General features: G+C 71.0%; 21 protein-coding genes. 12 read left to right on the forward strand and 9 right to left on the reverse strand.

The window, feature by feature from the left end:
* Positions 1–29 precede the first annotated feature (29 nt).
* Both ACX27O_RS12570 and ACX27O_RS12575 read left to right on the forward strand, forming a co-directional pair.
* Complete coding sequence (locus ACX27O_RS12570; protein ID WP_030337198.1) at positions 30–368, forward strand: ArsR/SmtB family transcription factor; 339 nt, start codon at positions 30–32, stop codon at positions 366–368.
* Complete coding sequence (locus ACX27O_RS12575; protein ID WP_081884120.1) at positions 365–2,116, forward strand: SulP family inorganic anion transporter; 1,752 nt, start codon at positions 365–367, stop codon at positions 2,114–2,116. Before ACX27O_RS12570 ends, ACX27O_RS12575 begins: the two co-directional genes overlap by 4 nt.
* An 84-nt stretch (positions 2,117–2,200) precedes the next feature.
* Here ACX27O_RS12575 and ACX27O_RS12580 read toward each other — a convergent pair whose 3' ends face one another.
* Positions 2,201–3,040, reverse strand: coding sequence for an NAD(P)H-binding protein (locus tag ACX27O_RS12580; protein ID WP_030337202.1), 840 nt, complete (start codon positions 3,038–3,040; stop codon positions 2,201–2,203).
* 72 nt (positions 3,041–3,112) lie between these two features.
* Between ACX27O_RS12580 and ACX27O_RS12585 the strand changes: the two genes are divergently transcribed.
* The 3 genes from ACX27O_RS12585 to ACX27O_RS12595 all read left to right on the forward strand — a co-directional run bounded on the left by ACX27O_RS12585 (position 3,113) and on the right by ACX27O_RS12595 (position 5,464).
* The gene (locus tag ACX27O_RS12585; protein WP_030337204.1) at positions 3,113–4,051 is read left to right on the forward strand and encodes an AraC family transcriptional regulator; all 939 of its coding nucleotides are present in this window, start codon (positions 3,113–3,115) and stop codon (positions 4,049–4,051) included.
* Between the two features lie 202 nt (positions 4,052–4,253).
* A complete protein-coding gene (locus ACX27O_RS12590) occupies positions 4,254–4,790 on the forward strand; it encodes a hypothetical protein (protein ID WP_030337206.1) in 537 nt (178 codons plus the stop codon).
* 131 nt (positions 4,791–4,921) lie between these two features.
* Positions 4,922–5,464 (forward strand): hypothetical protein, encoded by a 543-nt coding sequence (locus ACX27O_RS12595; RefSeq protein ID WP_210860092.1) that lies wholly within the window; start codon positions 4,922–4,924, stop codon positions 5,462–5,464.
* Positions 5,465–5,565: 101 nt separating this feature from the next.
* On the opposite strand, the gene ACX27O_RS12600 is transcribed toward ACX27O_RS12595, so the two are convergent.
* Genes ACX27O_RS12600 through ACX27O_RS12625 form a run of 6 tightly spaced genes read right to left on the reverse strand, consistent with a single transcriptional unit; the run spans position 5,566 to position 10,565 of the window.
* Entirely contained in the window at positions 5,566–6,309 is a 744-nt protein-coding gene (locus ACX27O_RS12600) for a copper homeostasis protein CutC (RefSeq protein ID WP_210860093.1), read from the reverse strand.
* On the reverse strand, positions 6,306–7,325 hold the full coding sequence (locus ACX27O_RS12605; protein ID WP_358125847.1) for an asparaginase: 1,020 nt from the start codon (positions 7,323–7,325) through the stop codon (positions 6,306–6,308). Before ACX27O_RS12605 ends, ACX27O_RS12600 begins: the two co-directional genes overlap by 4 nt.
* Positions 7,322–8,191: an amino acid ABC transporter permease gene (locus ACX27O_RS12610; RefSeq protein WP_458939480.1), complete on the reverse strand. Its 870-nt coding sequence runs from the start codon at positions 8,189–8,191 to the stop codon at positions 7,322–7,324. The genes ACX27O_RS12605 and ACX27O_RS12610 overlap by 4 nt, the downstream gene beginning before the upstream one ends.
* The gene (locus tag ACX27O_RS12615) at positions 8,188–8,832 is read right to left on the reverse strand and encodes an amino acid ABC transporter permease (RefSeq protein ID WP_030337216.1); all 645 of its coding nucleotides are present in this window, start codon (positions 8,830–8,832) and stop codon (positions 8,188–8,190) included. The genes ACX27O_RS12610 and ACX27O_RS12615 overlap by 4 nt, the downstream gene beginning before the upstream one ends.
* A 16-nt stretch (positions 8,833–8,848) precedes the next feature.
* Positions 8,849–9,817 (reverse strand): glutamate ABC transporter substrate-binding protein, encoded by a 969-nt coding sequence (locus ACX27O_RS12620; RefSeq protein ID WP_030337218.1) that lies wholly within the window; start codon positions 9,815–9,817, stop codon positions 8,849–8,851.
* 19 nt (positions 9,818–9,836) lie between these two features.
* Positions 9,837–10,565, reverse strand: coding sequence for an amino acid ABC transporter ATP-binding protein (locus ACX27O_RS12625; protein WP_030337219.1), 729 nt, complete (start codon positions 10,563–10,565; stop codon positions 9,837–9,839).
* A 163-nt stretch (positions 10,566–10,728) separates the two neighbouring features.
* Here ACX27O_RS12625 and ACX27O_RS12630 point away from each other — a divergent pair, with 163 nt between their 5' ends.
* Both ACX27O_RS12630 and ACX27O_RS12635 read left to right on the forward strand, forming a co-directional pair.
* Positions 10,729–11,934: an ROK family transcriptional regulator gene (locus ACX27O_RS12630; RefSeq protein ID WP_210858355.1), complete on the forward strand. Its 1,206-nt coding sequence runs from the start codon at positions 10,729–10,731 to the stop codon at positions 11,932–11,934.
* Between the two features lie 125 nt (positions 11,935–12,059).
* Positions 12,060–12,875: a DUF3152 domain-containing protein gene (locus tag ACX27O_RS12635; RefSeq protein WP_156057945.1), complete on the forward strand. Its 816-nt coding sequence runs from the start codon at positions 12,060–12,062 to the stop codon at positions 12,873–12,875.
* Between the two features lie 134 nt (positions 12,876–13,009).
* Here the strand turns inward: ACX27O_RS12635 and ACX27O_RS12640 are convergent, their stop codons facing one another.
* Both ACX27O_RS12640 and ilvD read right to left on the reverse strand, forming a co-directional pair.
* Positions 13,010–13,843, reverse strand: a complete 834-nt coding sequence (locus ACX27O_RS12640) for a LolA-like protein (protein WP_030337225.1) — start codon at positions 13,841–13,843, stop codon at positions 13,010–13,012.
* 289 nt (positions 13,844–14,132) lie between these two features.
* The gene (gene ilvD, locus ACX27O_RS12645) at positions 14,133–15,980 is read right to left on the reverse strand and encodes a dihydroxy-acid dehydratase (RefSeq protein ID WP_030337227.1); all 1,848 of its coding nucleotides are present in this window, start codon (positions 15,978–15,980) and stop codon (positions 14,133–14,135) included.
* A gap of 129 nt (positions 15,981–16,109) precedes the next feature.
* Between ilvD and ACX27O_RS12650 the strand changes: the two genes are divergently transcribed.
* The 5 genes from ACX27O_RS12650 (at position 16,110) to serA (ending at position 24,157) form a co-directional block, all read left to right on the forward strand.
* Entirely contained in the window at positions 16,110–18,464 is a 2,355-nt protein-coding gene (locus ACX27O_RS12650) for a putative bifunctional diguanylate cyclase/phosphodiesterase (RefSeq protein WP_458939661.1), read from the forward strand.
* 188 nt (positions 18,465–18,652) lie between these two features.
* Entirely contained in the window at positions 18,653–20,533 is a 1,881-nt protein-coding gene (locus ACX27O_RS12655; RefSeq protein ID WP_210858358.1) for an acetolactate synthase large subunit, read from the forward strand.
* Positions 20,534–20,535: 2 nt separating this feature from the next.
* Entirely contained in the window at positions 20,536–21,051 is a 516-nt protein-coding gene (gene ilvN, locus ACX27O_RS12660) for an acetolactate synthase small subunit (RefSeq protein ID WP_030337232.1), read from the forward strand.
* 94 nt (positions 21,052–21,145) lie between these two features.
* Positions 21,146–22,159, forward strand: coding sequence for a ketol-acid reductoisomerase (gene ilvC, locus ACX27O_RS12665; protein ID WP_030337234.1), 1,014 nt, complete (start codon positions 21,146–21,148; stop codon positions 22,157–22,159).
* Positions 22,160–22,558: 399 nt separating this feature from the next.
* Positions 22,559–24,157: a phosphoglycerate dehydrogenase gene (gene serA / locus ACX27O_RS12670; RefSeq protein ID WP_030337236.1), complete on the forward strand. Its 1,599-nt coding sequence runs from the start codon at positions 22,559–22,561 to the stop codon at positions 24,155–24,157.
* Positions 24,158–24,187: the final 30 nt, after the last annotated feature.

Consider the following 24,187-nt stretch of genomic DNA (forward strand, 5'->3'; position numbering starts at 1 on the left):
AGTCTTCGCATCGATCGGGAGAGGTGCTCATGTCGGTCCCGCTGTACCAGGCGAAGGCGGAACTCTTCCGCACCCTCGGGCACCCGGTGCGCATCCGGGTCCTCGAACTGCTCCAGGACGGCCCGAAGCCGGTCCGTGACCTGCTCGCCGTGATCGAGGTCGAGGCCTCCAACCTCTCCCAACAACTCGCCGTCCTTCGCCGCGCCGGGATGGTCACCTCACACCGCGACGGTCCCCTCGTCGTGTACGCGCTCAGCACCCCGGACGTGGCCGACCTGCTGGCCGCCGGGCGCCGGATCCTCGGCGCGGTCCTCACCGACCGGGACGGCCTCCTCGGGGAGCTGCGCGCCACCGGCGCGGACCGGTGAGCCGCGTCATCCCGGTGGCCCGAGCGCGGCTCCTCGGGCTGCTACCCGACCGGGCCGACTGGGCGGCGGTCCACCGCTCACCACGCCGGGACCTGCTGGCCGGCCTCACCGTGGCGGTGGTGGCACTGCCGCTGGCCCTGGCGTTCGGCGTCACCTCCGGGCTGGGCGCCCAGGCCGGGTTGATCACCGCCGTGGTCGCCGGCGCGGTGGCCGCCGTCTTCGGCGGCTCCAACCTCCAGGTCTCCGGGCCGACCGGGGCGATGACAGTGGTGCTGGTGCCAGTGGTGCAGCAGTTCGGAGCCACCGGCGTGCTGATGGTCGGGGCGATGGCCGGCCTGGTGCTGATCGCGCTCGCCGTGGCCCGTCTGGGCCGCTACGTCCGCTACCTGCCCACCCCCGTGCTGGAGGGTTTCACCGCCGGCATCGCCGTGGTCATCGCGCTGCAACAGGTTCCTGCCGCACTCGGCGTCAGCGACGCGCACGGGGAGAAGGTCTGGGCCGTCGCCTTCGACGCGGTCGCCCGGTTCGTCGTCCATCCGCGGCCGGCCGCGCTCGCGGTGGCCCTCGCCGTCGCGGCGCTGATGCTGCTCGGAGCGCGGTGGCGACCCGGCCTGCCGTTCTCCCTGCTCGGCGTGGGGGCCGCCACCGTCCTCGCCGAGGTCCTCCCGGTCGACCTGGCCCGGATCGGCGCGCTGCCGCAGGGCCTCCCAGCGCCTTCGCTCGGCTTCCTCGACCTCGCCGCGCTCGGTGTGCTGCTGCCCAGCGCCCTCGCCGTCGCCGCGCTCGCCGCCCTGGAGAGCCTGCTCTCCGCCACCGTCGCTGACGGCATGACCGTCGGTGAGCGGCATGACCCGGACCGGGAGCTGTTCGGTCAGGGGCTGGCCAACCTCGCCGCCCCCGTCTTCGGCGGCATTCCCGCGACCGCCGCCATCGCCCGGACAGCGGTCAACGTCCGCGCCGGGGCGGCCTCGAAGTTGGCGGCCCTCACCCACGCCGTCGCCCTCGCGGCGATCGTGCTGGCCGCCGCGCCGCTGGTCGGCCGGATCCCGCTCGCCGCCCTGGCCGGGGTGCTGCTCGCCACCACCGTCCGCATGGTGGAGGCCGGCTCGCTGTGGGCGCTGGCCCGGGCCACCCGGGGCGACGCGGTCGTGCTGGTGCTCACCTTCGCCGTCACCGTGATCTGGGACCTCGTCACCGCCGTCGCGGTCGGCGTCGGCGTCGCCGTGGTGCTCGCCCTGCGCGCGGTCGCCCGCAGCGCCCGGCTGGAACAGGTGCCCCTCGACCCGGGGGAACACAGCGCCGAGGAGCACGCGCTGCTCAGCGAACACATCGTCGCGTACCGGCTGGACGGGCCGCTCTTCTTCGCCGCCGCCCACACCTTCCTGCTCGAACTCTCGGAGGTCACCGACGTCCGCGTCGTCATCCTGCGAATGTCCCGGGTGACCACGATGGACGCCACCGGCGCGCACGTCCTCGGCGATGCGATCCGGCGGCTACGCGGACGCGGGATCACCGTCCTGCTCTCCGGCATCACCCCCGCCCACGACCAGGTCCTCGCCACCCTCGGAGTCGCTGACGACCTGCGCCGCGAGGAACTGCTCTTCCCGGACACCCCTGCCGCCATCCGGTACGCCCGCGCGGTCGCGCTTTCCGCTGGGGGCCGACCGAAGGTCGTAGCCGGTGGTGACAGCGCCGCCGTCAACGGCGAAGTCCGACGTCGAACCAGCGGTATCCCGGAAAGCCAATGATTACCGACGTGTCCGAGACGCGGCCGTGACGGCGTTCGTGTTGGCCAGCGAGCGGACGATGTTCCAGGTGACCCAACTGGTGTCCTACCCTCTGTCCCAGATGCCGGTGGCGGCGGTGGCGGTGGCGTAGTCGGCGAAGTCGCGGGGCGGCCGGCCCAGGGCGCGCTGAACCCCGTCGTCCAGATGGGCGTTGCGCCCGTCCAGCACGGTCGTGAACAGGTACAGCAGCAGCTCCACGACCCCGGAAGGCGTGCCCTCCGCGGTGAGCGCCTCGGCATAGTCGTCGGGAGACACCTGAACGAATTCGATCCGCCGGCCCGTCGCTGTGGAAATCCCGGCGATCGCCTCGGCGAAGGTGAGCAGCCGGGGGCCGGTCAGCTCGTAGATCTGCCCCGCGTGCCCGTCCTCGGTCAGGGCGGCCACAGCCACCTCGGCGATGTCGTCGGCGTCCACGAACGGCTCGGGCACGTTCCCGACCGGGAGGACGATCTCGCCGCCCAGCACCGGCTCCAGCAGATAGTCCTCGCTGAAATTCTGGCTGAACCAACTGGATCGCAGGATCGTCCACTCGACCCCGGCGGACTGGATGAGCCTTTCGCTGGCTTGTGCTTCCTTTTCACCCCGGCCGGACAGCAGCACCAGCCGGGAGACCCCGGACGCCACCGCCAGTTCAGTGAACGCGCCGACCGTCTCGGGTGCGCCCGGCACCGCCAGGTCCGGGTAGTAGGACACAAACACCGTTCCGACGCCCTGCAGCACCGGCGTCCAGGTCGCCTGGTCAGCCCAGTCGAAGGGCTGCGCAGCGGAGCGGGAACCCGCCCGAACGGGCACTGCGCTCTCCTGGAGCCGCTTCACGATGCGGCGGCCAGTCTTGCCGGTCCCGCCGAGTACCAGGATCGTGTTCCGCTCTTGTTCGTTCGTCATAGCGATAATTGAAACGCAGCGGTGTGAGACTGTGGATAGCCAAGGCGCGCGATTCTGTGTGTAATCGTCTACATGGACGCAGTCGTCAGTCTCCTCGACGGACCCAGAGCCCGGGGAGCGTTCCTCCTCCGCTCGGTCCTGACCCCGCCCTGGTCGATACGGATCGAAGACCAGGCGCCGCTCACCCTGGTGGCCATGGTCCAGGGGGACGCCTGGGTCGTTCCCGACGAGGGTGCGTCCGTACAGCTCAGTCCAGGCGACCTGGCGATCATTCGTGGCCCCGACCCGTACGCCGTCGCCGACGAGCCGGCCACGGCGCCGCAGGTCGTCATTCACCCAGGCCAGATCTGCACCACCCCCGACGGGCAGGAACTGCCCGGGATGATGGAGCTGGGCGTACGCACCTGGGGCAACAACCCGGACGGCCCGACAACGCTGCTCACCGGCACCTACACGATGCGGGGCGAGGTCAGTCAGCGGCTCCTGAGCGCACTGCCGCCGCTACTGGTCGTCCCGGGCGACTCCTGGGACTCCCCGTTGGTACCGCTACTGGCCACCGAGATCGTCAAGGACGATCCCGGCCAGGAAGCGGTCCTCGACCGGCTGCTCGACCTGCTGCTCATCGCCGCGCTACGTGAATGGTTCGCGCGACCGGCGGCCAATGCCCCCGGCTGGTACAAAGCGCACAGCGATCCCATCGTTGGCCGGGCCCTGCAAATGCTCCACAACAAGCCGGCCCAACCCTGGACCGTCGCGTCGCTGGCAGCCGAGACCGGGGTCTCCCGGGCGGCGCTGGCCCGCCGATTCACCGCGCTCGTCGGCGAATCGCCCATGTCCTACCTCACCGAGTGGCGGCTGGCCCTGGCAGCCGACCTGCTCCGCGAGCCCGGCGCCACCGTCGGCGCCGTCGCCCGCCACGTCGGCTACGGCAGTTCCTTCGCCCTGAGCACGGCCTTCAAACGCATCCGCGGCGTCAGCCCACGGGAACACCGCCGGGCTGCCCGGACGTAGCGGGGCATCGGCACCGAGGCGGCGGCGCCCGACGACACGGCCGCGAGCTACACGGATAGAGGGCCGAGCGTGAGCGACTGCAACCCCGCCCTGTCATCGAGCACACCGGTCAGGACAGGATTACCGCGTCGTGGCCCGGCGGTGACAGCGCCGCTGTCAACGGCGAAGTCCGACGTCGAACCAGCGGTATCGCGGGGAGCCAATGATCACTGAACATGTCCGGGACGCGGCGGCGACGGCGTTCGTCTTCGCCTTTTTCGCCACCAGCTGGTTCGGTTGGGCGCAGGAGGCGCCCCCGAAGCGGTGGCGGCGGGTGCTCATCGCCGGGTCGGTTCTTTCCCTGCTCACGGCGGCCGCCGGGGCTCTGTTCGCCTGGCGTCACTGGTCGGACGGTACGGCATTCGACGCCGACACCAGCCCAACCTTCGGCATCGTCGTCGGCATCGAGTTCGGCGTCGCTGCGGTCGGTGCCGGGCTGCTCGCTCTGCTGCGGCGTAATGAGCTGGTCGCCCCATGGATCGCCCTCGTCGTGGGCGTGCACCTCTTCCCGGTTGCGGCGTTGATCGACTACCCGTTGATTCATCTGGTCGCCGCGCTCGTCACCGTGGTGGCGGTCGCGGCGGTGCCGGTGGCCCGGGCTCGCGCCGTGGCGGTGAGCGCGGTCGTCGGCCTCGGCACCGGTGGGGTGCTCCTGGTCGCCGCGGTGTCCTCGCTGCTCATCGCCCTGTTGGGCTACTGAGGCAGGTCGCCGTCCGCTCTGTGCCTGGCGCACTTTCCGGTCGGACGATGAACTGTCCCGCGAGGACATTGCTGTCGCCTTCCGGATAACAGGGCCCCTGTCGGCCGGGCGGGGCCGGTTCAATGGCGGGCATGCAGGGGATCAGCGGCACCGCGGCGGCGAAGGCACTCATCCTGGCGGCTGTCCCCGTCGGTGCCGTCGGCTTCTTCGTCACCGACAGGTGGGCGATCGGCGCGATCGTCGTGAACCTCGTTCTGCTCGGCGCTGGCGGTGGTCTCTGGTGGAAGGACCGCTGGACGCGGCTGTGGTCACGCCTGTTCCCGATCGGCTACTTCCGCGGGCCCGAGGCCGAGGAGGATCCGGACGATGGCGGCACCGGCGACGACTTCGGGGACCCGGGGTCGACGGTCTTCGCGTCGCGTCGGGTTCGTCGGCATCAGCTGACGTTGTCGACGACGAGCCGGGTTCGCCGCTCCGTGCTGCGGCGTTCCCTCACCAGCGAGCAGGCCGGTCGTGCCAAGGACCTGACGATGGTGGCGAACACCCTGAGCCAGATCCAGGGCGGGCTCCAGTCGGCACAGCGAAAGGCCAGGCGGGAGCAGCTGTGGTGGCTGGTCGCAGGGCTGGCGGCGTCCATTCCGGTCGGCGTCGCCATCAACCTCGCCACCGGGTGACCGGTGTAGCCCGAATGACCGGCTCCACCACGGCGCGAGCGGTGGTCACGGAGGGACTTGAACGTCCCCCGGGACCACCGCTCGTCAGTAGCAGTAGGCGGTCAGGCGCGGGCTGCGGCGAGCACCTGGCCGACCAGCGCGCCGGAGGTGCCCGAGCGCTCGTACTCGGGCCGGTTCAGGCTGCCGCCCATCAGCGGGGCCGGGTTGCGGTGCACGGCCGGGCTGTCCGAGCTGACCAGTGCCGCGAAGTGGTACTCGTCAGCGCCGGTCGCCTCGACGATCCGGGCGATGTTGCGCGGGGTGATGCCACCGCCCGGCATGACGACGATCCGGCCGGCGGCGCGGCGCACCAGGTCGGCGATGAGCGGGGCACCCTCCAGCACGCTGACTTCCTGGCCCGAGGTGAGCACCCGGTGAACGCCCAGCTCGATCAGCTGCTCCAGCGCCGCGTGCGGGTCGCGGGTCATGTCGAACGCCCGGTGGAAGGTGATGCTGACGTCGCCCGCGGCGGCGATCAGCCGGCGGGTGGTCGGCACGTCGACGTCACCCTCGGCGGTCAACGCACCGATCACGATGCCGTGCGCGCCGGCCGCCACCGCGGCCCGCACGTCCCGCTCCATCGCCTCGATCTCGAACGGCGAGTAGATGAAGTCGCCGGCCCGCGGCCGGACGATCACGTGTACCCGGATCCGGTTGACGGCGCGCAGTGTCGTCTCGATGGTGCCCAGGCTGGGGGTCAGCCCGCCGTCGAAGAGCGCGGAGCACAGCTCCACCCGGTCGGCGCCGGCCTCCTCAGCGGCGACCGCCCCCTCGACGCTGTCGATGCAGATCTCGAATGTGCTCATGATTCTTCCTTTTCCGTGCGTGGCGGTGCCGCTTCGGTCCGAGACGGTGCGGTGGTCCAGTCGATGACGGCCGTGACGGCGCCGACCGGTGCGCCGCCGCCGAGCACCGGCACCTGGCGCAGCGCGTCGGCCCCGCCCACCGGTACGCCAACGGCGTCGAGGGCGGCGAGGGCGATCGCGGTGGTGGCGCGGGGTGATCCGTCGACCACCTTCACCGCGACGGCGTGACCGTCCGGTGCGGCCACCCCGAGCACACCCTCGGCTCCGCCCTTGGCGAGGACGCCGGGCAGCGCCCGCATCAGGTCGGTGTTGGGGTGGCCGTGCCAGCCGCCGACGTACTCCGGGTGTTGGCGCATGGCCTGCGCGACCAGTGCCTCGTCACTGCCGGTGGGCGCGGTGACCAGGGCCTGGAAGGTGCGGGCCAGGCCGGTCAGCGGCAGCCCGAACAGCGGTGCGCCGCAGCCGTCGACAGCGTGGTGCGCGATCGGCGTGCCAGCGAGCCGGGCGACGGCGGCGGCGGTCTCCCGCTGGATCGGGTGGTCCGGGTCGAGGTAGTCGTGGGTGCTCCAGGACCGTGCGACGGCGGCGACGAGCATCGCGGCGTGCTTGCCGGAGCAGTTCATCCGGATCCGCTCGCGCTGCCCGCCGGCGCGGATCAGCCGGTCCCGGGTTGGTTCGTCCTCCGGCCAGTCCTGCGGGCAGCCGAGCGCGTCCTCGGTCAGGCCGGCCCCGGCCAGCATCGCCCGGACCACCTCGACGTGCCGGTCGTCGCCGGTGTGGCTGCCGGCGGCGAGCGCCAGCGCCGGGCCGGTCAGCTCGTCGCCCGCCGCGACCCGGCAGGCCAGCGCCTGCACCGGCTTGAGGGTGGAGCGGGGGAGGACCGGCTCGTCGGGTACGCCGGCGGCGAGGGCGACTGTCCCGTCCGGGGCGAGCACGACGACGCTGCCGTAGTGCCGGCTCTCGACGAAGCCGTTGCGCACGACCCGGGCCAGTTCGGCGTAGCGGAAGATGGTCACCGGGGAGTGTTCCCTTCGAGAAGTGGCGGGGGCAGCTCAGCGGTCCGCCGTCCGCGTCGGCCGCCGAAGCGGCCGTTGCGGGCCTGGAGTACGCGGGCGAACTTCGACAGCGAGGCGTTGACCACGAGGTAGATCAGCGCCACCATCAGGAACGTCTGGATCAGCAAATGGGTGTACGAGGCGAGCACCTGCCCGCTGTAGAGCAGCTCGGTGTAGCTGACCACGAAGCCGAGCGAGGTGTCCTTGAGCAGCCCGACCAGCTGGCTGACCAGGGACGGGGCGAGCTGGAGCAACGCCTGTGGCAGGACGACCAGCGCCATCACCTGCCCGCGGCGTAGCCCGACCGCGAGGCCGGCCTCGGTCTGTCCCCGGTCCAGCGCCAGGATGCCGGACCGGAAGATCTCGGCGAACGCCGCCGAGTTGGATACCACCAGCGGCACCACGAGCTTCCAGAACAGCGGGAAGTTCAGGCCGTACTGCGGCAGCGCGAACAGCGTCACGTAGATCAGCAGCAGGGTGGGTACGGTCCGGAAGATCTCCACGTACGCCCCGGCCAGCCAGCGCAGCGGTCGGTGCGTCGACAGCCGGCCGAGCGCCAGGATCAGCCCGAGCGCGGCGCTGAGCACCGCGGTCGCGGCGGCGGCGCGCAGCGTCGCCCACAGGCCGTTGAGCAGGTACCGCCAGATCGGCCAGGTGGTGAACGGCTCCCACCGGTCGGCGGCCAGTTCGCCGTGGCTGGCGAACTGGTAGACGGCCGCGGCCAGGGCACCGGCCAGCCCGACGGCGCCCAGCACGGTGGCGATCCGGATCCGCCGTTGGGCGCGGGGGCCGGGTTCGTCGAAGAGGATCTGTTGGGTCTTGTTCATCGGACGATCGCCAGCCTTCGTTCGAGCAGGCCGGTGACCTGACCGATGATCAGCGCCAGCAGCATGTAGGCGAGGCCGGCGCCGGTGAAGACGGCGATCGGTTGGGCCTCGACCAGGTTCACGTTGTTGGCCGCCTGGGTCAGCTCGACCACGCCGACGGCGGCGGCCAGCGAGGTGTTCATGAGCAGCGCGATGCAGATGTTGCCGATCGGCTGGATCACCGCCCGGAGTCCCTGCGGCAGGATGACGTGCCGCAGGGACTGGCCGAAGGTGAGCCCGATGGCACGGGCCGCCTCGGCCTGGCCCACACCGACGGTGTTGATCCCGGCGCGGATCGCCTCGGCCAGGTACGCCCCCTCGTACACCGCGATGACGATCGCGGCGGAGGTGAACAGCGGGAACGTGATGCCGATGGTCGGCAGCGCGAACACGAAGAGCACCAGCAGCGCCAGCAGCGGCAGGTTCTGGAACACCTCGACGTACGCGGTGCCGATGGCGCGCAGCAGCGGCACGGGGGCGATCCGCAGGGTGGCCACGACGATGCCCAGCAGCATCGCGCCGACGGTGGTCACGACGGTCAGTTCGACCGTCGTGACCAAGCCGTGGCCCAGCTGGCTCAGGTGGGCGGTGAGGGCTTCCATCGGTACGAGAGACTGCTCAGGAGCCGTCGACGGAACCGAGGGCCGGCGGGGTGGGTGCCCCGCCCTCGACCACCGAGCCGAGGGTGCCCTCCCAGACCTTCGCCCACGTGCCGTCGGCCTGGATCTTCTTCAGCCAGTTGTTGACGAACTCCTTGAACTGCGTGTCCTCCCGGTTGAGGCCGATGCCGTACGCCTCGGTGGTGAAGGGCTCGCCCACCACCTTCATCCCCGGGTTGGCCTTGGCACCCGATGCGAGCAGCGTGAAGTCCTGCACGTACGCGTCGCCGCGCTTCTGCAGCAGGGCCTGCAGCGCCTGCGGGTCGGTGCCGAAGGCGATCTGCTTCGAGCCGGGCGCGGCGGAGGGCAGCGCGGTGACGGCGGGGGTGTTCGCCCCGACGATCACGGTCTTGCCGGCGAGGTCCTTGACGCTCTTGATGGAGGTGTCGTCCTTGCGAACCCCGACGGCGAGGCCGGAGGTGAGGTACGGCCCGGCGAAGGCGACCTGGGTGGCCCGTTGCGGGGTGATCGTGTACGTCTGGAAGACGGCGTCGACCGACTTGGCCTGAAGCATGGCCTCGCGGGTCTGAGTGCCGATGGTCGTCGTCTTCACCTCGGGCTTGCCGATGATGTACTTCGCCAGCAGCTTCGCCATGTCGGCGTCGAAGCCCTCGATGGTGCCGCTGACCGGGTTCTGCTGGGCGAGCAGCGGCGCGTCCAGGGAACCGCCGATGTTCAGGTAGCCGCGCTTGCGGATCGCGTCCATTGTCGAGCCGGCCGGGATGTCCGCGTCGCTGGCGACCGGGGCGGCGTCGTACACCGACTGGGCGACCACGCCGTCGCCACCGAGGCCGGCGTCGCCGGGCAGCTTCGGGGCGCTGCTGTCGCCGTCACCGCCGCAGCCGGTGGCGACGAGGGCCACCGCCACGGCGGTCGCGGTGAGGGCGAGCGAGCGCCGCCGGGTGAAGCTCTTCTTGAGGATTGACATGACACCCTCCCGTTGGGGGCTAGTGCTGGAGGATCTTGGAAAGGAAGTCGCGGGCCCGCTCGGTGCGCGGAGCTGCGAAGAATTCGTCGGGGGCGCCGGATTCGACGATGCGGCCGTCGTCCATGAAGACGACCCGGTCGGCGGCGCGACGGGCGAAGCCCATCTCGTGGGTGACCACGATCATGGTCATCCCCTCCTTGGCGAGGGAGACCATCACGTCGAGCACCTCGTTGACCATCTCCGGGTCCAGGGCCGAGGTCGGCTCGTCGAAGAGCAGCACCTTCGGTTGCATGGCCAGCGCCCGGGCGATCGCGGCCCGCTGCTGCTGCCCACCGGAGAGTTGGGCCGGGTGGTGGTTCGCCTTGTCGGCGATCCCGACGCGTTCCAGCAGGGCCATGGCCTGCTGCCGCGCCTCGGGACGGGCGATCCTGCGGACCCGGGTGGGGCCGAGGGTGACGTTGTCCAGCACCGTCTTGTGCCCGAAGAGGTTGAAGGACTGGAAGACCATGCCGACGTCGGCGCGCAACCGGGCCAGCGCCCGACCCTCGGCCGGCAGCGGTTCACCGTCGATCTCGATGCTGCCCTGCCCGGCCGTCTCCAGCCGGTTGAGGCAGCGGCACAGGGTCGACTTGCCGGAGCCGGACGGCCCCACCACGACGACCACCTCGCCGGCGGCCACCGTGAGGTCGATGTCCTTGAGCACGTGCAGCGGGCCGAACCACTTGTGCAGGCCGCGTACCGACACCATCGGTCGGTCCGCACCCGTCGTCCCCGGTGCCACCAGACGGCCCCACTTTCTTCGACTACCGAATCAAGTCGGCTTCATATCGAACCAACAGCGCCATCTAAAGGTAGCCAGGAAACTAAGTCAACCAGTTGCTTGAACAAACTGTGGATGCTAAGAACCTGACGTGACGATTGACGACGCGCCACGCGAAGCCCTCCGGGGCGGCCCTCGGGAGCTGCTGCGCTGGGTGGCCACCGGAGCGGCAGTCAGTCGTGCCGACCTGTCCCGGCTCTCCGGGCTGTCTCCGTCGACGGTCTCCCAGCGGGTCGAGGCATTGATCAACCAGGGGTTGCTGGAGGAGACCGGCGCCGGGCGGTCCCGAGGCGGACGCCGGCCGCGCCAGCTCGCCGTGCCCACCGGCGGCGCCGTGGTCGGCGCCATCGACCTCGGCGCGCACCACGCGCGCGTCGGCACGCTGGACCTCTCCGGGCGGGTGGTCCAGGCACGCACCCTGCCGGTCCGCATCGAGGAGGGCCCGGAGCAGGTGCTCGGTTCGCTGCTGGCCGAGGTCGCGGCGTTGGCCGCCACGCCCGGTGACCCGACGTCCGCCGGTCCCGTGTCGTCAGCCTCGACGGCGGACGGCGACCCGGGCGCGCTGCGAGGTCTCGGCATCGGCATTCCCGGCCCGGTGCAGCACGCCACCGGCCGGATCGTCAGCCCGTCCCGGATGCCCGGCTGGAACGGCTTCGACGTCGCCGCGTTCTGCGCCGGCCGGGTCGACGTGCCGATCATCGTGGACAACGACGCCAATCTGATGGCGCTCGGCGCGCACCGCACCGCACACTCCGAACTGGACCATGCCGTCTACATCAAGGCCGGCACCGGGATCGGCTCCGGTGTCATCTCCAGTGGACGGCTGCACCGGGGCGCGCAGGGGTCGGCCGGCGACATCAGCCACTGCCGGGTGGTGGCCGATCCCGCGCCGCTGTGCAGCTGCGGCAACGCCGGTTGCCTGGAGGCCGTGGCCAGCGGCGCGGCCCTGGTCACCGCGCTACGCGAGCAGGGCGTGACGGTCTCCGACCTGACCGGTGTGATCCGCCTGATCGACGACGGCGACCGGCACGCGACAGCGCTCGCCCGGCAGGCCGGCCGGGCCATCGGCGAGATCCTGGCCGTCGTGGTCAACTTCTTCAACCCGCAGGTGGTCGCCATCGGCGGTCGACTCGCCGACTGCGAACCGCTGCTGGCCAGCATGCGGGCCACCCTCTACGAGCGGTGCCTGCCGTTGGCCACCCAGACCCTGCTCATCGAGCGGGTCGCCACCAGCCAGGACGTCGGCATCACCGGCGCCGCCCACCTGGTGATCGACCACGTCGTGGCGGCCAACTGACCTCGCTCGTCCGCCACCGCACCGCGGGCTGTCGACGCCGATCGTCCTGACGTTTTCCTTACTCCTGGTCACCTAGCCTTCCAGCGTTCCTCACCTGACCGTGATCGACTCTGGAGGTTCTCACCGTGCGGATCAGCGGACGGATGCTCGTACCGATCTCGTTGGCGATGGTGCTGGCGACCGCCGCGTGTGGCCTGTCGGCGCGGGCTTCCGGGCAGGCCGAAGTCCCACGTTCCGGCCCGGCTGCCGGCAGCGCGGAGCAGAGTCCCGTCTCCAGCCCGACCCCGGAGATCCCAACCGACGAGGAGATTCCCACCAGAGCCGCCGGCACCTTCACCAGGGCCGCCGGCACCGGTCGCGTGATCGGCAGCGGCAAGAAGCGGGTGCGCTACAGCGTCTCGGTGGAGAAGGGCATCGCCTGGGGTGACATCCCCGCCTGGAAACCGGACCGGTTCGCCGAGAGCATCGAGCAGGTGTTGGCGGCACCGAACGGGTGGGCCACCTCGGCGCAGCACCCGGTCACCAACAAAGCCGTGAACCTGAGCCGGGCATCGTGGTCCTTCCAGCGGGTCGGCACCTCGAAGGCCGACGTCGACGTGCGGCTCGCGACACCCCGGACGGTGGACCGACTCTGCGGCGCCAGCGGCGTCGACACCGAGGGGGTCTACTCCTGCAAGTACGGCAAGACGATCATGATCAATCTGCGGCGCTGGCTCCAGGGTTCGCCGGGGTACCCGGTCACCATCGAGGAGTACCACGCGGGCGTGATCAATCACGAGTTCGGCCACTTCCTGGGCTTCGCCCACATGAAGTGCGGCGCTCTGGGCGAGCCGGGCCCGGTCATGATGACCCAGACCATCGACCTGGGCGGGTGCCTGCCCAACGTCAGTCCGTTCGTCGGCGACGGCCGGTTCGTCAGCGGACCGTGGGCGCCGTCCTGACCTGGTGATTCCTGACTGACCCCAGCCATGATCGACACGGGATCCTTGAACACGCGGTATCCGCGTCCACGCGTTACCCCGATATCACTGATCCCGTGTCGGTCATGCCAGTCAGGCAGTGCTCCAAGATCCGATCAGGTCGTGGTCAGGTCCTGCAGACCCTTGAGCATCTCGGCGAAGTCGGCGGTCTCCGCTGGCGGCGGCGACTCGATGGTCACCGCCTTGTCGTAGTCGGTGTAGTCGATCACCATGTCGCCCATCGCGCCCATCGCCAGGCCGGCCCGGCGCGGCCGGTACTGCTCGTCGACCCACAGGTCGATCTTCAGTTCCTTGACGCCCTGCGCGGCCAGCGCCTGCTCGGTGACGTCCCGACGCGCGGCGTCGATCTGGGCGAGGTAGGTCGCCACCGGAGTGGTGACGGTGTAGTGCACAGTTGGCACCCCGCTCACCGTCTCCTGCCCCACGACCGTCGTGCCCTCGATGGCGAGCAGCGTCTTGACCTGCTTGACCGGGTCGGCGTTCTCGAACTGCTTGGTGAAGCCCGTGCCCGTCAGCTCGCCCAGACCCGACAGGTCCATCTTCATCCAGCGCTTCCCACCCGTACGCGCGCGGCCCTCCTCCGGAATCTCGGTGAAGACCACGGCACCGATCATCCGGACGGTGGTCGTGGTTCCCTTCGCGTCGGTCATCGTCATGTCGGCCTTGAGCGGGTCACCCAGGTCCAGGACACCCCGCATCGAGATCTTCTCGCCGCCCATCGTGCCCGTCATCGTCACGGTCACCGAGTCGGTCTTGTTGGTGGTGTCGACGGCCTTCTGCAGGGATCCCTTGAGATCACTGGCCAGCAGTTGCAGGACGGTGGGCTGCTTCGGCGCCTCGGACTCGCCGGACGTCACGCCGCAGGCGGAGATCGCGAACGCGCTGAGCGCCGAGACCGCCACCAGCGTGGGCTTCTTCCAAACTGACACGTACCGACCTTCCCCCGTAGGAATCTGGGGAGATCCCCAGTAGACCGTCGACACGCTAGCCCACCCCGTCTATTCGAGGCACCGCCTTTGTCGACCGACCACCGTCGCCGCGGTGGTGGACGAGGCCGACCTGCCGTCGCTGTGGCTGGACCGGCAGTGGCGACTGCCGGAGGCGGTTGGCCGCACCGACGCGTGCACCGCCACGACGACGACGGCGTACGCCTCCTCGACGATGGTCCCGACCCGCGCGACGCCCCGATGGACTGAGGGTTGTCGGGCTGGCGGTCGGTTACTCCGGGACGCGGCGGTAGGCGCCGTCGCTGGCCGAGGTGGCCATCGAGGCGTACGCGCGCAGTGCCGCCGACACCGGGCGCTGCCGGTCGGTCGGGGTGTACGGCCTGTCGCGCTTCTCCTCGGCCACCCGGCGTGCCTCCAACTCGTCCTCCGGCACGTTGAGGGAGATCGACCGGCTCGGGATGTCGATGACGATCTCGTCGCCGTCGCGGACCAGGGCGATCATCCCGCCGGAGGCCGCCTCGGGGGAGACGTGCCCGATGGAGAGCCCGGAGGTGCCACCGGAGAAACGGCCGTCGGTGAGCAGCGCGCAGGAGCGACCCAGGCCGCGGCCCTTGAGGAACGAGGTGGGGTAGAGCATCTCCTGCATGCCGGGGCCGCCCTTGGGCCCCTCGTACCGGATCACCACCACGTCCCCGGCGACCACCTGCTTGGCGAGGATCGCTGTCACCGCGTCGTCCTGCGACTCGTAGACCTTCGCCGGGCCCCGGAAGGTCAGGCAGTCGTCCGGCACGCCGGCCGTCTTCACCACGCTGCCCTCGGGCGCCAGGTTGCCGTGCAGGATCGCCAGCCCGCCGTCGGCGGAGTACGCGTGCTCGCGGTCCCGGATGCAGCCGCCGGCCGCGTCGGTGTCCAGCGACGACCAGCGGTTGGTGGTGGAGAACGGCTCGACGGTACGCACCCCGCCCGGGGCGGCGTGGAACAGCTCGACAGCGGTCGGGGTGGGGGAGCCGCCGCGCACGTCCCAGTCGGTCAGCCACTGCGCCAGCGAGGGGGAGTGCACAGCGTGCACGTCCCGGTTGAGCTGCCCGGCCCGGTCGAGTTCGCCGAGGATCGCCGGGATGCCACCGGCCCGGTGCACGTCCTCCATGTGGTACTGCGGGGAGTTGGGCGCGACCTTGGCCAGGCACGGCACCCGTCGGGAGATCGCGTCGATGTCGGCGACGCCGAAGTCCAGCTCCGCCTCGCGGGCGGCGGCGAGCAGGTGCAGCACCGTGTTGGTGGAGCCGCCCATCGCCACGTCCAGGGCGACCGCGTTCTCGAAGGCGGCCTTGGAGGCGACAGTGCGCGGCAGCACCGACTCGTCGTCGCCGTCGTACCACCGCTTGGCGATCTCCACGACGGTCCGGCCGGCCTCGACGAAGAGTGACCGGCGGGCGGCGTGGGTGGCCAGCGTCGAACCGTTGCCGGGCAGCGCGAGCCCGATCGCCTCGGTGAGGCAGTTCATCGAGTTGGCGGTGAACATGCCGGAGCAGGAGCCGCAGGTCGGGCAGGCGGAGCGTTCGATCTCACCGAGCTGCTCGTCGGTGACCGCCTCGTTCGAGGAGGCGATCATCGCGTCGATCAGGTCGATCTTGCTGTGCACGACGCCCTCGATCGCCATCGTCTTGCCGGCCTCCATCGGGCCGCCGGAGACGAAGACGGTGGGGATGTTGAGCCGCAACGCGGCCAGCAGCATCCCGGGGGTGATCTTGTCGCAGTTGGAGATGCAGACCAGGGCGTCCGCGCAGTGCGCGTTGACCATGTACTCGACCGCGTCGGCGATCAGCTCGCGGCTGGGCAGCGAGTAGAGCATGCCGCCGTGGCCCATCGCGATGCCGTCGTCGACAGCGATGGTGTTGAACTCCCGGCCCACCCCGCCGGCCTCGGCGACCGCGTCGGCGACCAGGCCCCCCATGTCCTTGAGGTGTACGTGACCAGGCACGAACTGGGTGAAACTGTTGGCGATGGCGACGATCGGCTTGCCGAAATCGTCGTCGGTCATCCCGGTGGCCCGCCAGAGGGCCCGGGCGCCGGCCATCGTCCGACCGTGTGTGGAAGTCCTCGACCGCAGCTCAGGCATGCATACCAGCATGACACCGCCGGCGCGCGGCCCCACCCGGGTATCTGCCGTGTCCCAACAGATGCACACTCAGCCCCCCACGACGTGCGCCCATCCGGCACTCTTGGAGGCGTGCATTTTCCACCGGGCATGGCCGCTGTCGCGGCGCTCAGCGGGCTCGTCGCCGCGGTGGCCGTCGTGCTGCTGACCGTCGTCGCCCGGCGGCGGACGGGGCCGCGTCGACCGGCGCACGTGCTGCTCGCGGCAGCCGCCGGCGGTGCCCTGATCAGCCTCCTGGCCGGGGTGGTCGCCGCGCTCAGCGCGAACGACCACTGGGCCCACGAGCAGGGGCAGCGCACGGGTTGGGCGACGCTGGTGGCGATCGGCACGGCGGTGAGCGGGCTGGCCTTCGCCGCCGGTCTGCTCCGACTGCCCGGGGTGGCCGCCACCGCGGCGGGAACGGCCCGGCTCGCCCTGGACGGGTTGGTCATTGCGGCGGCGCTGTGGTTCGTCGGTTGGGTGCTCTTCTCCGAGCCCACCCGGTTGCTCGGTGCCGCCACCCCGATGGCCTGCCCGGCGATCCTGGTGGCCACGGTGAGCGCGGCGCTCGGCGCCGGCCTCGCCGTGATCGTCGTCTTCCGGGCCGCCGCCCCACGGCGACGGCTCGCCGCGCTGTGCGCCGGCATCACCGCGGTGAGCTGCGGCGGGCTGGGGCTCAGCGCCGGGCTCTGCCAGGCCGGGCCGACCATGGCGCTGACCGGCGCGTCGCTGCTCGCCGCCGGCCTGCTGACCGTCGCGCTCGCCCTGTACCGGGCGGACCGGCCGGGGCAGGTCGACCTGGACCTGGTCGGTCGCGACGGCGAGTACGCCATCGCCCCGATGCTGGCGATGGCCGCCTCGGCGATGTACCACCTCGCCCAGGACGGCCGGTTCACCGCGGCCGGCATCGTGGCCGGCAGCGTCGAGGGTTTCGCCCTGGTGGCGCGGCAGTACCTCACCCTTCGCGACGTCCGGGGGTACGCGGGCCGCCTGGCCGAGCGGGAGGCGCACTTCCGGGAGTTGGCGCACACCGATCCGCTGACGTCGTTGGCTAACCGGCGTGGGCTGCTGCGGGCGCTGCACCACAACGCCGCGGACCGCAACCCGTGCGTGCTGCTCGGCCTCGACCTGGACGGCTTCAAGAACGTCAACGACATGCGGGGCCACGACGTGGGCGACGCCGTGCTGGCCGAGGTGGGCCGGCGGCTGCGCGGCAACCTGCGCCCCGGTGACGTGGCCGCCCGGCTGGGTGGCGACGAGTTCGCCGTGCTCATGCAGGGCCGGTCGGTCGAGGCGGACCGGGTCGCCGAGCGGCTCCTCGGGGTGCTCAACCGGCCGTACGACCAGCCGGAGGGGCCGGTCTTCCTGTCGGTGAGCATCGGGGTGGCCGACTGGGCCGACGAGCCGGACGTGGAGTTGCTGCTGCGGCACGCCGACCTGGCGTTGCGCTACGCCAAGCAGCGGGGCAAGAACCGGATCGAGCGGTACGACGCCGCGTACGACAAGCTGCTGCGCCGGCGGACGACGGTGGAGCACGAGCTGCGCGGGGCCATCGAGCGCGACGAGCTGCGGTTGGCCTTCCAGCCGGTGGCGTCGCTGCCGTCGGTGCGGCCGGTCGGCGCCGAGGCGTTGCTCCGCTGGCACCACAGTGAGCTGGGCAACGTCCGTCCGGACGAGTTCATCCCGCTCGCCGAGGAGTGCGGCATGATCGCTCCGCTCGGCGCCTGGGTGCTGCACCAGGCCTGCTACCAGCTCTCCCGGTGGCTGGCGGACGGGCACGACGTCTGGGTGTCGGTCAACGTCTCCCCCCGCGAGCTGCACGCCCCGGAGTACGTGGTCCAGGTCGCCGAGGCGTTGCGCGCCCACCACGTGCCGCCGCAGCGGCTGGTGCTGGAGGTCACCGAGCACGCGGTCGCCACCGACCTGGACGAGCTGATCCGGCGGCTGACCGCGCTGCGGTTGACCGGTGTCCGGATCGCGCTGGACGACTTCGGGGCCGGCTACTCGTCGCTGGGGCAGCTGCGGCGACTGCCAATCGACATCCTCAAGATCGACCACAGTCTGGTCGCCGAGCACGAACCGGTCCGCCCGGTCGACCAGGACGGCCCGGCCTTCGCCCCGATGGTCGACATCGTCATGCGACTGGGCCATCAGCTGGGGCTGGAGGTGATCGCCGAGGGGGTGACCACCCCGACCGAGCTGGCCGCCGTGGTGGCCGCCGGCTGCCGGTTCGGCCAGGGCGCGCTCTTCGGCTGGGGGGTGCCGGCCGAGCACCTGGAGGCGATGCTGGAGGCGGCCACGTCTCCGGGTGCGCGTCCCACCGCGGTGCCGGCGCCACGTCGCGCTCCGGGCGGGTCCGGGCAGCTCAACCCGTCTGCCGATGGCGCGTCGCCGGCCGACGCGCCGACCTCCGTTAACCAACATGTGGGATCAGTTGACTCATCGCGTGAGATGCGTCAGGCTTAGCCGCATGTCGTCGTACCGGTCGCTGCGAGTACTTACCTGAGCGCACTCTCCCTCACCGAGAGTGCGCTGGCCCCGTGCATCTGCACGAGGGCCGTTTTTATTGCCATCGGAACCTGGCGAAGCGGGCCGCGCCCGCGTCGCATCGCTTGACTAGCCACCAGCCACTCCAGCCGAAGGCCAGAACCGCCATGACGAGACCCACGCCCGAGACCCTCGCCCACACCGCCCGCCGGGCCCGCGCGGCCGCCGACCCGACCCTCGACGTCGACCAGGCCGGCACGCGCACGGCCACCCCGGCCACCCCGGCGGTACGGCCCGCCGCCGCGACCCAGGTTTCCGGGGCCGGCTCGCTCGTGCGGTCCCTTGAGGCGCTCGACGTCGACGTCGTCTTCGGCATTCCGGGCGGCGCGATCCTGCCGGCGTACGACCCGCTCTACGACTCGACGGTCCGGCACATCCTGGTGCGGCACGAGCAGGGCGCGGGGCACGCGGCGACCGGTTACGCGCAGGCCACCGGCAAGGTCGGCGTCTGCATCGCCACCTCCGGCCCGGGTGCGACGAACCTGGTCACCCCGATCGCCGACGCGTACATGGACTCGGTGGCGATGGTCGCGATCACCGGTCAGGTGGCCCGCCCGTCGATCGGCACCGACGCCTTCCAGGAGGCGGACATCCAGGGCATCACCCTGCCGATCACCAAGCACAACTTCCTCGTGCAGAACGCCGAGGAGATCCCCCGGGTGCTGGCCGAGGCGTTCCACCTGGCCAGCAGCGGGCGACCCGGCCCGGTCCTGGTCGACATCCCCAAGGACGTGCTCCAGGCGCCGACCACCTTCTCCTGGCCGCCCACGCTGGACCTGCCCGGCTACCGGCCGACCCTGCACCCGCACGGCAAGCAGATCCGGGAGGCGGCGCGGCTGATGGCTGGCGCCCGACGGCCGGTGCTCTATGTCGGCGGCGGCGTGCTCAAGGCCGGTGCCACCGACGGGCTGCATCGGCTGGCCGAGCTGACCGGCATCCCGGTCGTCACCACGTTGATGGCGCTCGGGGCGTTCCCCGACTCGCATCAGCAGCACCTGGGGATGCCCGGCATGCACGGCACCGTCGCCGCGGTCTACGGCCTGCAGAAGGCGGATCTGATCGTCGCGCTGGGCGCGCGTTTCGACGATCGCGTCACCGGCAAGCTGGACTCGTTCGCCCCGGACGCGGCTGTGGTCCACGCGGACATCGACCCGGCGGAGATCGGCAAGAACCGGCACGTGGACGTGCCGATCGTCGGCGACGCCAAGCACGTCATCGACGAGTTGATCGTCGCGGTCAGCGCCGAGCGGTCGGCGGGGCGTACCGCCGACCTCGGTGACTGGTGGACGCAGCTGAACGACCTGCGCGACCGTTACCCGCTGGGCTACGACGAGCCGTCCGACGGCACGCTGTCCCCGCAGTACGTGATCAAGCGACTGGGCGAGATCGTCGGCCCGGACGCGATCTTCGTGGCCGGGGTGGGTCAGCACCAGATGTGGGCGTCGCAGTTCATCTCGTACGAGAAGCCGCACACCTGGTTGAACTCCGGCGGTCTCGGCACGATGGGTTATGCGGTGCCGGCGGCGATGGGCGCCAAGGTCGGCAAGCCGGACACGGTGGTCTGGGCGGTGGACGGTGACGGCTGCTTCCAGATGACCAACCAGGAGTTGGCCACCTGCGCGCTGGAGGGCATCCCGGTCAAGATCGCCGTGATCAACAACGGCAATCTGGGGATGGTCCGGCAGTGGCAGACGCTCTTCTACAACGAGCGTTACTCCAACACCGAGCTCGGCACCCACAAGCACCGCATCCCCGACTTCGTCAAGCTCGCCGAGGCGCTGGGCTGCGTCGGGCTGCGCTGCGAGAACGCCGCTGACGTGGACAAGACCATCGCCGCCGCCATGGAGATCAACGACGCGCCCGTGGTGATCGACTTTGTGGTCGGCAAGGACGCGATGGTCTGGCCGATGGTCGCCGCCGGCACCAGCAATGACGAGATCATGTTCGCCCGTGGCGTCCGCCCGGTCTTCGACGAGGATGACATCTGATCATGACTATGCATACGCTTTCGGTGCTGGTGGAGAACAAGCCCGGCGTGCTCGCCCGGGTCTCGGGCCTGTTCTCCCGGCGGGGGTTCAACATCGACAGTCTCGCCGTCGGCGAGACCGAGAACCCGGACGTCTCCCGGATCACCATCGTGGTCAACGCGGAGTCGTCCCCGCTGGAGCAGGTCACCAAGCAGCTGAACAAGCTGGTCAACGTGCTCAAGATCGTTGAGCTGGATCCGCAGGTCTCGGTTGCCCGGGAGTTGCTGCTGGTAAAGGTTCGCGCCGACCGGGCCGCGCGCTCGCAGGTGCTGGAGACCGTCAACCTGTTCCGGGCCCGGGTGGTCGACGTCGCACCGGACACGCTGACCATCGAGGCCACCGGCACCCCGGACAAGCTCGACGCGCTCCTGCGCGACCTCGAGTCCTTCGGCATCAAGGAAATGGTCCAGTCCGGGCTGGTGGCCATCGGGCGCGGCTCGCGTTCGATCACCGCCGGTCCCGCGCTGCGGGCCGCCTGACCGGCCGCCGGTCGGCCCCGGCGGGCCGCCCCGGAAATTCATCCGCACAGACCACGACGGGCCGCCCCGGCCGTCGTACGAAAGGGAAGTTCTCATGAGCGTTGAGGTGTACTACGACGACGATGCCGACCTCGGCCTGATCCAGGCCAAGAAGGTCGCGGTCATCGGTTACGGCAGCCAGGGCCACGCCCACGCGCTCTCGCTGCGTGACTCCGGCGTCGACGTGGTGATCGGTCTGCCGGAGGGCTCGAAGAGCCGTCCCAAGGCTGAGGAGCAGGGCCTGCGGGTCGTCACGCCGGCGCAGGCCGCCGCCGAGGCCGACGTGATCATGGTGCTCGCACCGGACACCGCCCAGCGCGGGATCTACGCGGAGTCGATCGCCCCGCACCTCACCCCCGGCAAGGCGATCTTCTTCGGCCACGGCTTCAACATCCGGTACGGCCTGATCAAGCCGCCGGCCGAGGTGGACGTGGCGATGGTCGCGCCCAAGGGCCCCGGCCACCTGGTCCGCCGCCAGTACAGCGACGGCAAGGGCGTGCCCTGTCTCGTCGCCGTCGAGCAGGACGCCAGCGGCAACGCGCTCGCGCTCGCGCTCGCCTACGCCAAGGGGATCGGCGGCACCCGGGCCGGCGCGATCAAGACCACCTTCACCGAGGAGACCGAGACCGACCTCTTCGGCGAGCAGGCGGTGCTCTGCGGCGGTGCCTCGGCGCTGGTGCAGACCGGCTTCGAGGTGCTCACCGAGGCCGGCTACGCCCCGGAGGTCGCCTACTTCGAGTGCCTGCACGAGCTGAAGCTGATCGTCGACCTCATGTACGAGGGCGGCATCGCGAAGATGCGCTACAGCATCTCCGACACCGCCGAGTACGGCGACCTGTCGCGTGGCTCGCGCATCATCGACTCCCGGGTCAAGGACGAGATGCGCAAGATCCTGGGTGAGATCCAGTCCGGCGAGTTCGCCCGCGAGTGGGTCGCCGAGGACGAGGCCGGCCGGCCCAACTTCACCAAGTGGCAGGCCGAGGGTGCGGCGCACCCGATCGAGGAGACCGGCAAGAAGCTGCGCGGCATGATGAGCTGGGTTGACCGCCCGATCACCGAGACCGCCTGACCGTCCGGCCCGGCCGGACGACGATCCACCGGCAGCCCCTGGGCTGGCGCTCTCCCCAGCGCCGCCCCGGGGCTGCTCGGCATGCTGCCGCCCGTCGATGCGTCGGGCGGCGGTGTTCGTGGGCCACCGCTCGCCCACGGTGACCGGGTGACCGACACCACCGGGGTCCGGCGCGGCCTGAGCGACCGTGTCGACGCGGTGAACGGCCGATGTCCGTCGCCCGACCGGGCGTGTGAGGGCACTCACCCCGAAGACCGGAACACGCCGACCAGCGAGGCCCCTACGATCGCCTGTAGGTGCAGCAGCCGGCACCTGACGGCCACGGCACGGATCAGCGCAGGGCGCAGTGCGGCGCCCGGCCGCCCGGGCCGATCGCAAACACGACCTCTACGAGGACCGATGAATCCTGTCGTACTGATCGCCGAAGAACTCGCCCCCGCCGCCATCGAGGTGCTCGCCCACGACTTCGACGTCCGTCACGTCGACGGCACCGACCGTCCGGCCCTGCTCTCGGCGCTCTCCGAGGCCGACGCCGTCATCGTGCGCAGCGCGACCCAGATCGACGCCGAGGCCATCGCCGCGGCGCCGCGCCTCAAGGTGGTCGCCCGCGCGGGCGTCGGTCTGGACAACGTCGAGGTGCCGGCCGCCACCGCCCGGGGCGTCATGGTCGTCAACGCGCCCACCTCGAACATCGTCTCCGCCGCCGAGCAGGCCGTCGCGCTGCTGCTCGCCGTGGCGCGTAACACCGCGAGCGCCAGCGCCGCGCTCAAGGCGGGGGAGTGGAAGCGGTCCAAGTACACGGGCGTCGAGGTGCAGGGCAAGACCGTCGGCGTGGTCGGGCTCGGCCGCATCGGCGTGCTCTTCGCCCAGCGCATCGCCGCGTTCGGCACCCGGCTGATCGCGTACGACCCGTACATCCAGCCGGCCCGCGCGGCGCAGCTCGGCGTTCGTCTGGTGGGGCTGGAGGAGCTGCTGCGGGAGAGCGACTTCATCTCCATCCACCTGCCGAAGACGCCGGAGACGGTGGGCCTGATCGGTGAGAAGGAGCTGGCGATCGTCAAGCCCGGCGTCCGCATCGTCAACGCCGCCCGTGGTGGGCTGGTCGACGAGCAGGCGCTCGCGGACGCGATCGCCGAGGGTCGGGTCGCCGGCGCCGGTGTCGACGTGTACAGCAAGGAGCCGTGCACCTCGTCGCCGCTGTTCGCCTTCGACAACGTGGTGGCCACCCCGCACCTGGGCGCCTCCACCCACGAGGCGCAGGACAAGGCCGGTCTCGCGGTGGCCAAGAGCGTGAAGCTGGCGTTGCAGGGCGAGTTCGTCCCGGACGCGGTCAACGTGCAGGCCGGCGGGGTGGTCGCCGAGGACGTTCGGCCGCTGCTGCCGCTGGCGGAGAAGCTCGGCCGGGCGTTCACCGCTGTCGCCGGCGGGGTCGCCGCCAGCGTCACTGTCGAGGTTCGCGGTGAGATCGTCAGCCACGAGGTGTCGGTGCTCAAGCTCGCCGCCACGAAGGGCCTGTTCAGCTCCGTGGTCGAGGAGCAGGTCACCTACGTCAACGCCCCGCACCTGGCCGCCGAGCGTGGCGTCGAGGTCACCCTGGCCACCCTGGCCGAGACGGCCGATCAGCCGACCCTGGTCACGGTGCGCGGCGCGCTGCCGGACGGCCGGACGGTGAGTGTCTCCGGCACCGTCACCCAGTCCGGCGCTCGCGACGTGCTGAAGCTGACCGAGGTGGACGGCTTCGACGTGGAGATCGGCGCGGAGGGCATCCTGCTCTTCCTGCGCTACGCCGACCGGCCCGGTGTGGTCGGCACCGTCGGTACCCTGCTCGGCGAGTCGGGCATCAACATCGCGGCCATGCAGGTGGCGCGTCGGGAGGCGGGCGGCGAGACGCTGATGACGCTCACCGTCGACCAGGCGCTCGGCGCCGACCTGCTCACCTCGGCCGCCGAGTCGATCGGTGCCACCGCGGCCAGCGCCGCCGACCTGCGCGACGAGTAACAGCCGACAAGCACTGTGGGGGGCCTGGCG

It is taken from the genome of Micromonospora sp. SD19 (assembly GCF_054462275.1).

Excerpts from the sequence above, each read along its gene's own strand:
- ACX27O_RS12570 (WP_030337198.1), top strand. The coding sequence starts at position 30 with ATGTCGGTCCCGCTGTACCAGGCGAAGGCGGAACTCTTCCGCACCCTC.
- ACX27O_RS12580 (WP_030337202.1), bottom strand. The coding sequence starts at position 3,040 with ATGACGAACGAACAAGAGCGGAACACGATCCTGGTACTCGGCGGGACC.
- ACX27O_RS12585 (WP_030337204.1), top strand. The coding sequence starts at position 3,113 with ATGGACGCAGTCGTCAGTCTCCTCGACGGACCCAGAGCCCGGGGAGCG.
- ACX27O_RS12590 (WP_030337206.1), top strand. The coding sequence starts at position 4,254 with ATGATCACTGAACATGTCCGGGACGCGGCGGCGACGGCGTTCGTCTTC.
- ACX27O_RS12595 (WP_210860092.1), top strand. The coding sequence starts at position 4,922 with ATGCAGGGGATCAGCGGCACCGCGGCGGCGAAGGCACTCATCCTGGCG.
- ACX27O_RS12600 (WP_210860093.1), bottom strand. The coding sequence starts at position 6,309 with ATGAGCACATTCGAGATCTGCATCGACAGCGTCGAGGGGGCGGTCGCC.
- ACX27O_RS12610 (WP_458939480.1), bottom strand. The coding sequence starts at position 8,191 with ATGAACAAGACCCAACAGATCCTCTTCGACGAACCCGGCCCCCGCGCC.
- ACX27O_RS12615 (WP_030337216.1), bottom strand. The coding sequence starts at position 8,832 with ATGGAAGCCCTCACCGCCCACCTGAGCCAGCTGGGCCACGGCTTGGTC.
- ACX27O_RS12620 (WP_030337218.1), bottom strand. The coding sequence starts at position 9,817 with ATGTCAATCCTCAAGAAGAGCTTCACCCGGCGGCGCTCGCTCGCCCTC.
- ACX27O_RS12625 (WP_030337219.1), bottom strand. The coding sequence starts at position 10,565 with ATGGTGTCGGTACGCGGCCTGCACAAGTGGTTCGGCCCGCTGCACGTG.
- ilvD (WP_030337227.1), bottom strand. The coding sequence starts at position 15,980 with ATGCCTGAGCTGCGGTCGAGGACTTCCACACACGGTCGGACGATGGCC.
- ACX27O_RS12650 (WP_458939661.1), top strand. The coding sequence starts at position 16,110 with ATGGCCGCTGTCGCGGCGCTCAGCGGGCTCGTCGCCGCGGTGGCCGTC.
- ACX27O_RS12655 (WP_210858358.1), top strand. The coding sequence starts at position 18,653 with ATGACGAGACCCACGCCCGAGACCCTCGCCCACACCGCCCGCCGGGCC.
- ilvN (WP_030337232.1), top strand. The coding sequence starts at position 20,536 with ATGACTATGCATACGCTTTCGGTGCTGGTGGAGAACAAGCCCGGCGTG.
- ilvC (WP_030337234.1), top strand. The coding sequence starts at position 21,146 with ATGAGCGTTGAGGTGTACTACGACGACGATGCCGACCTCGGCCTGATC.
- serA (WP_030337236.1), top strand. The coding sequence starts at position 22,559 with ATGAATCCTGTCGTACTGATCGCCGAAGAACTCGCCCCCGCCGCCATC.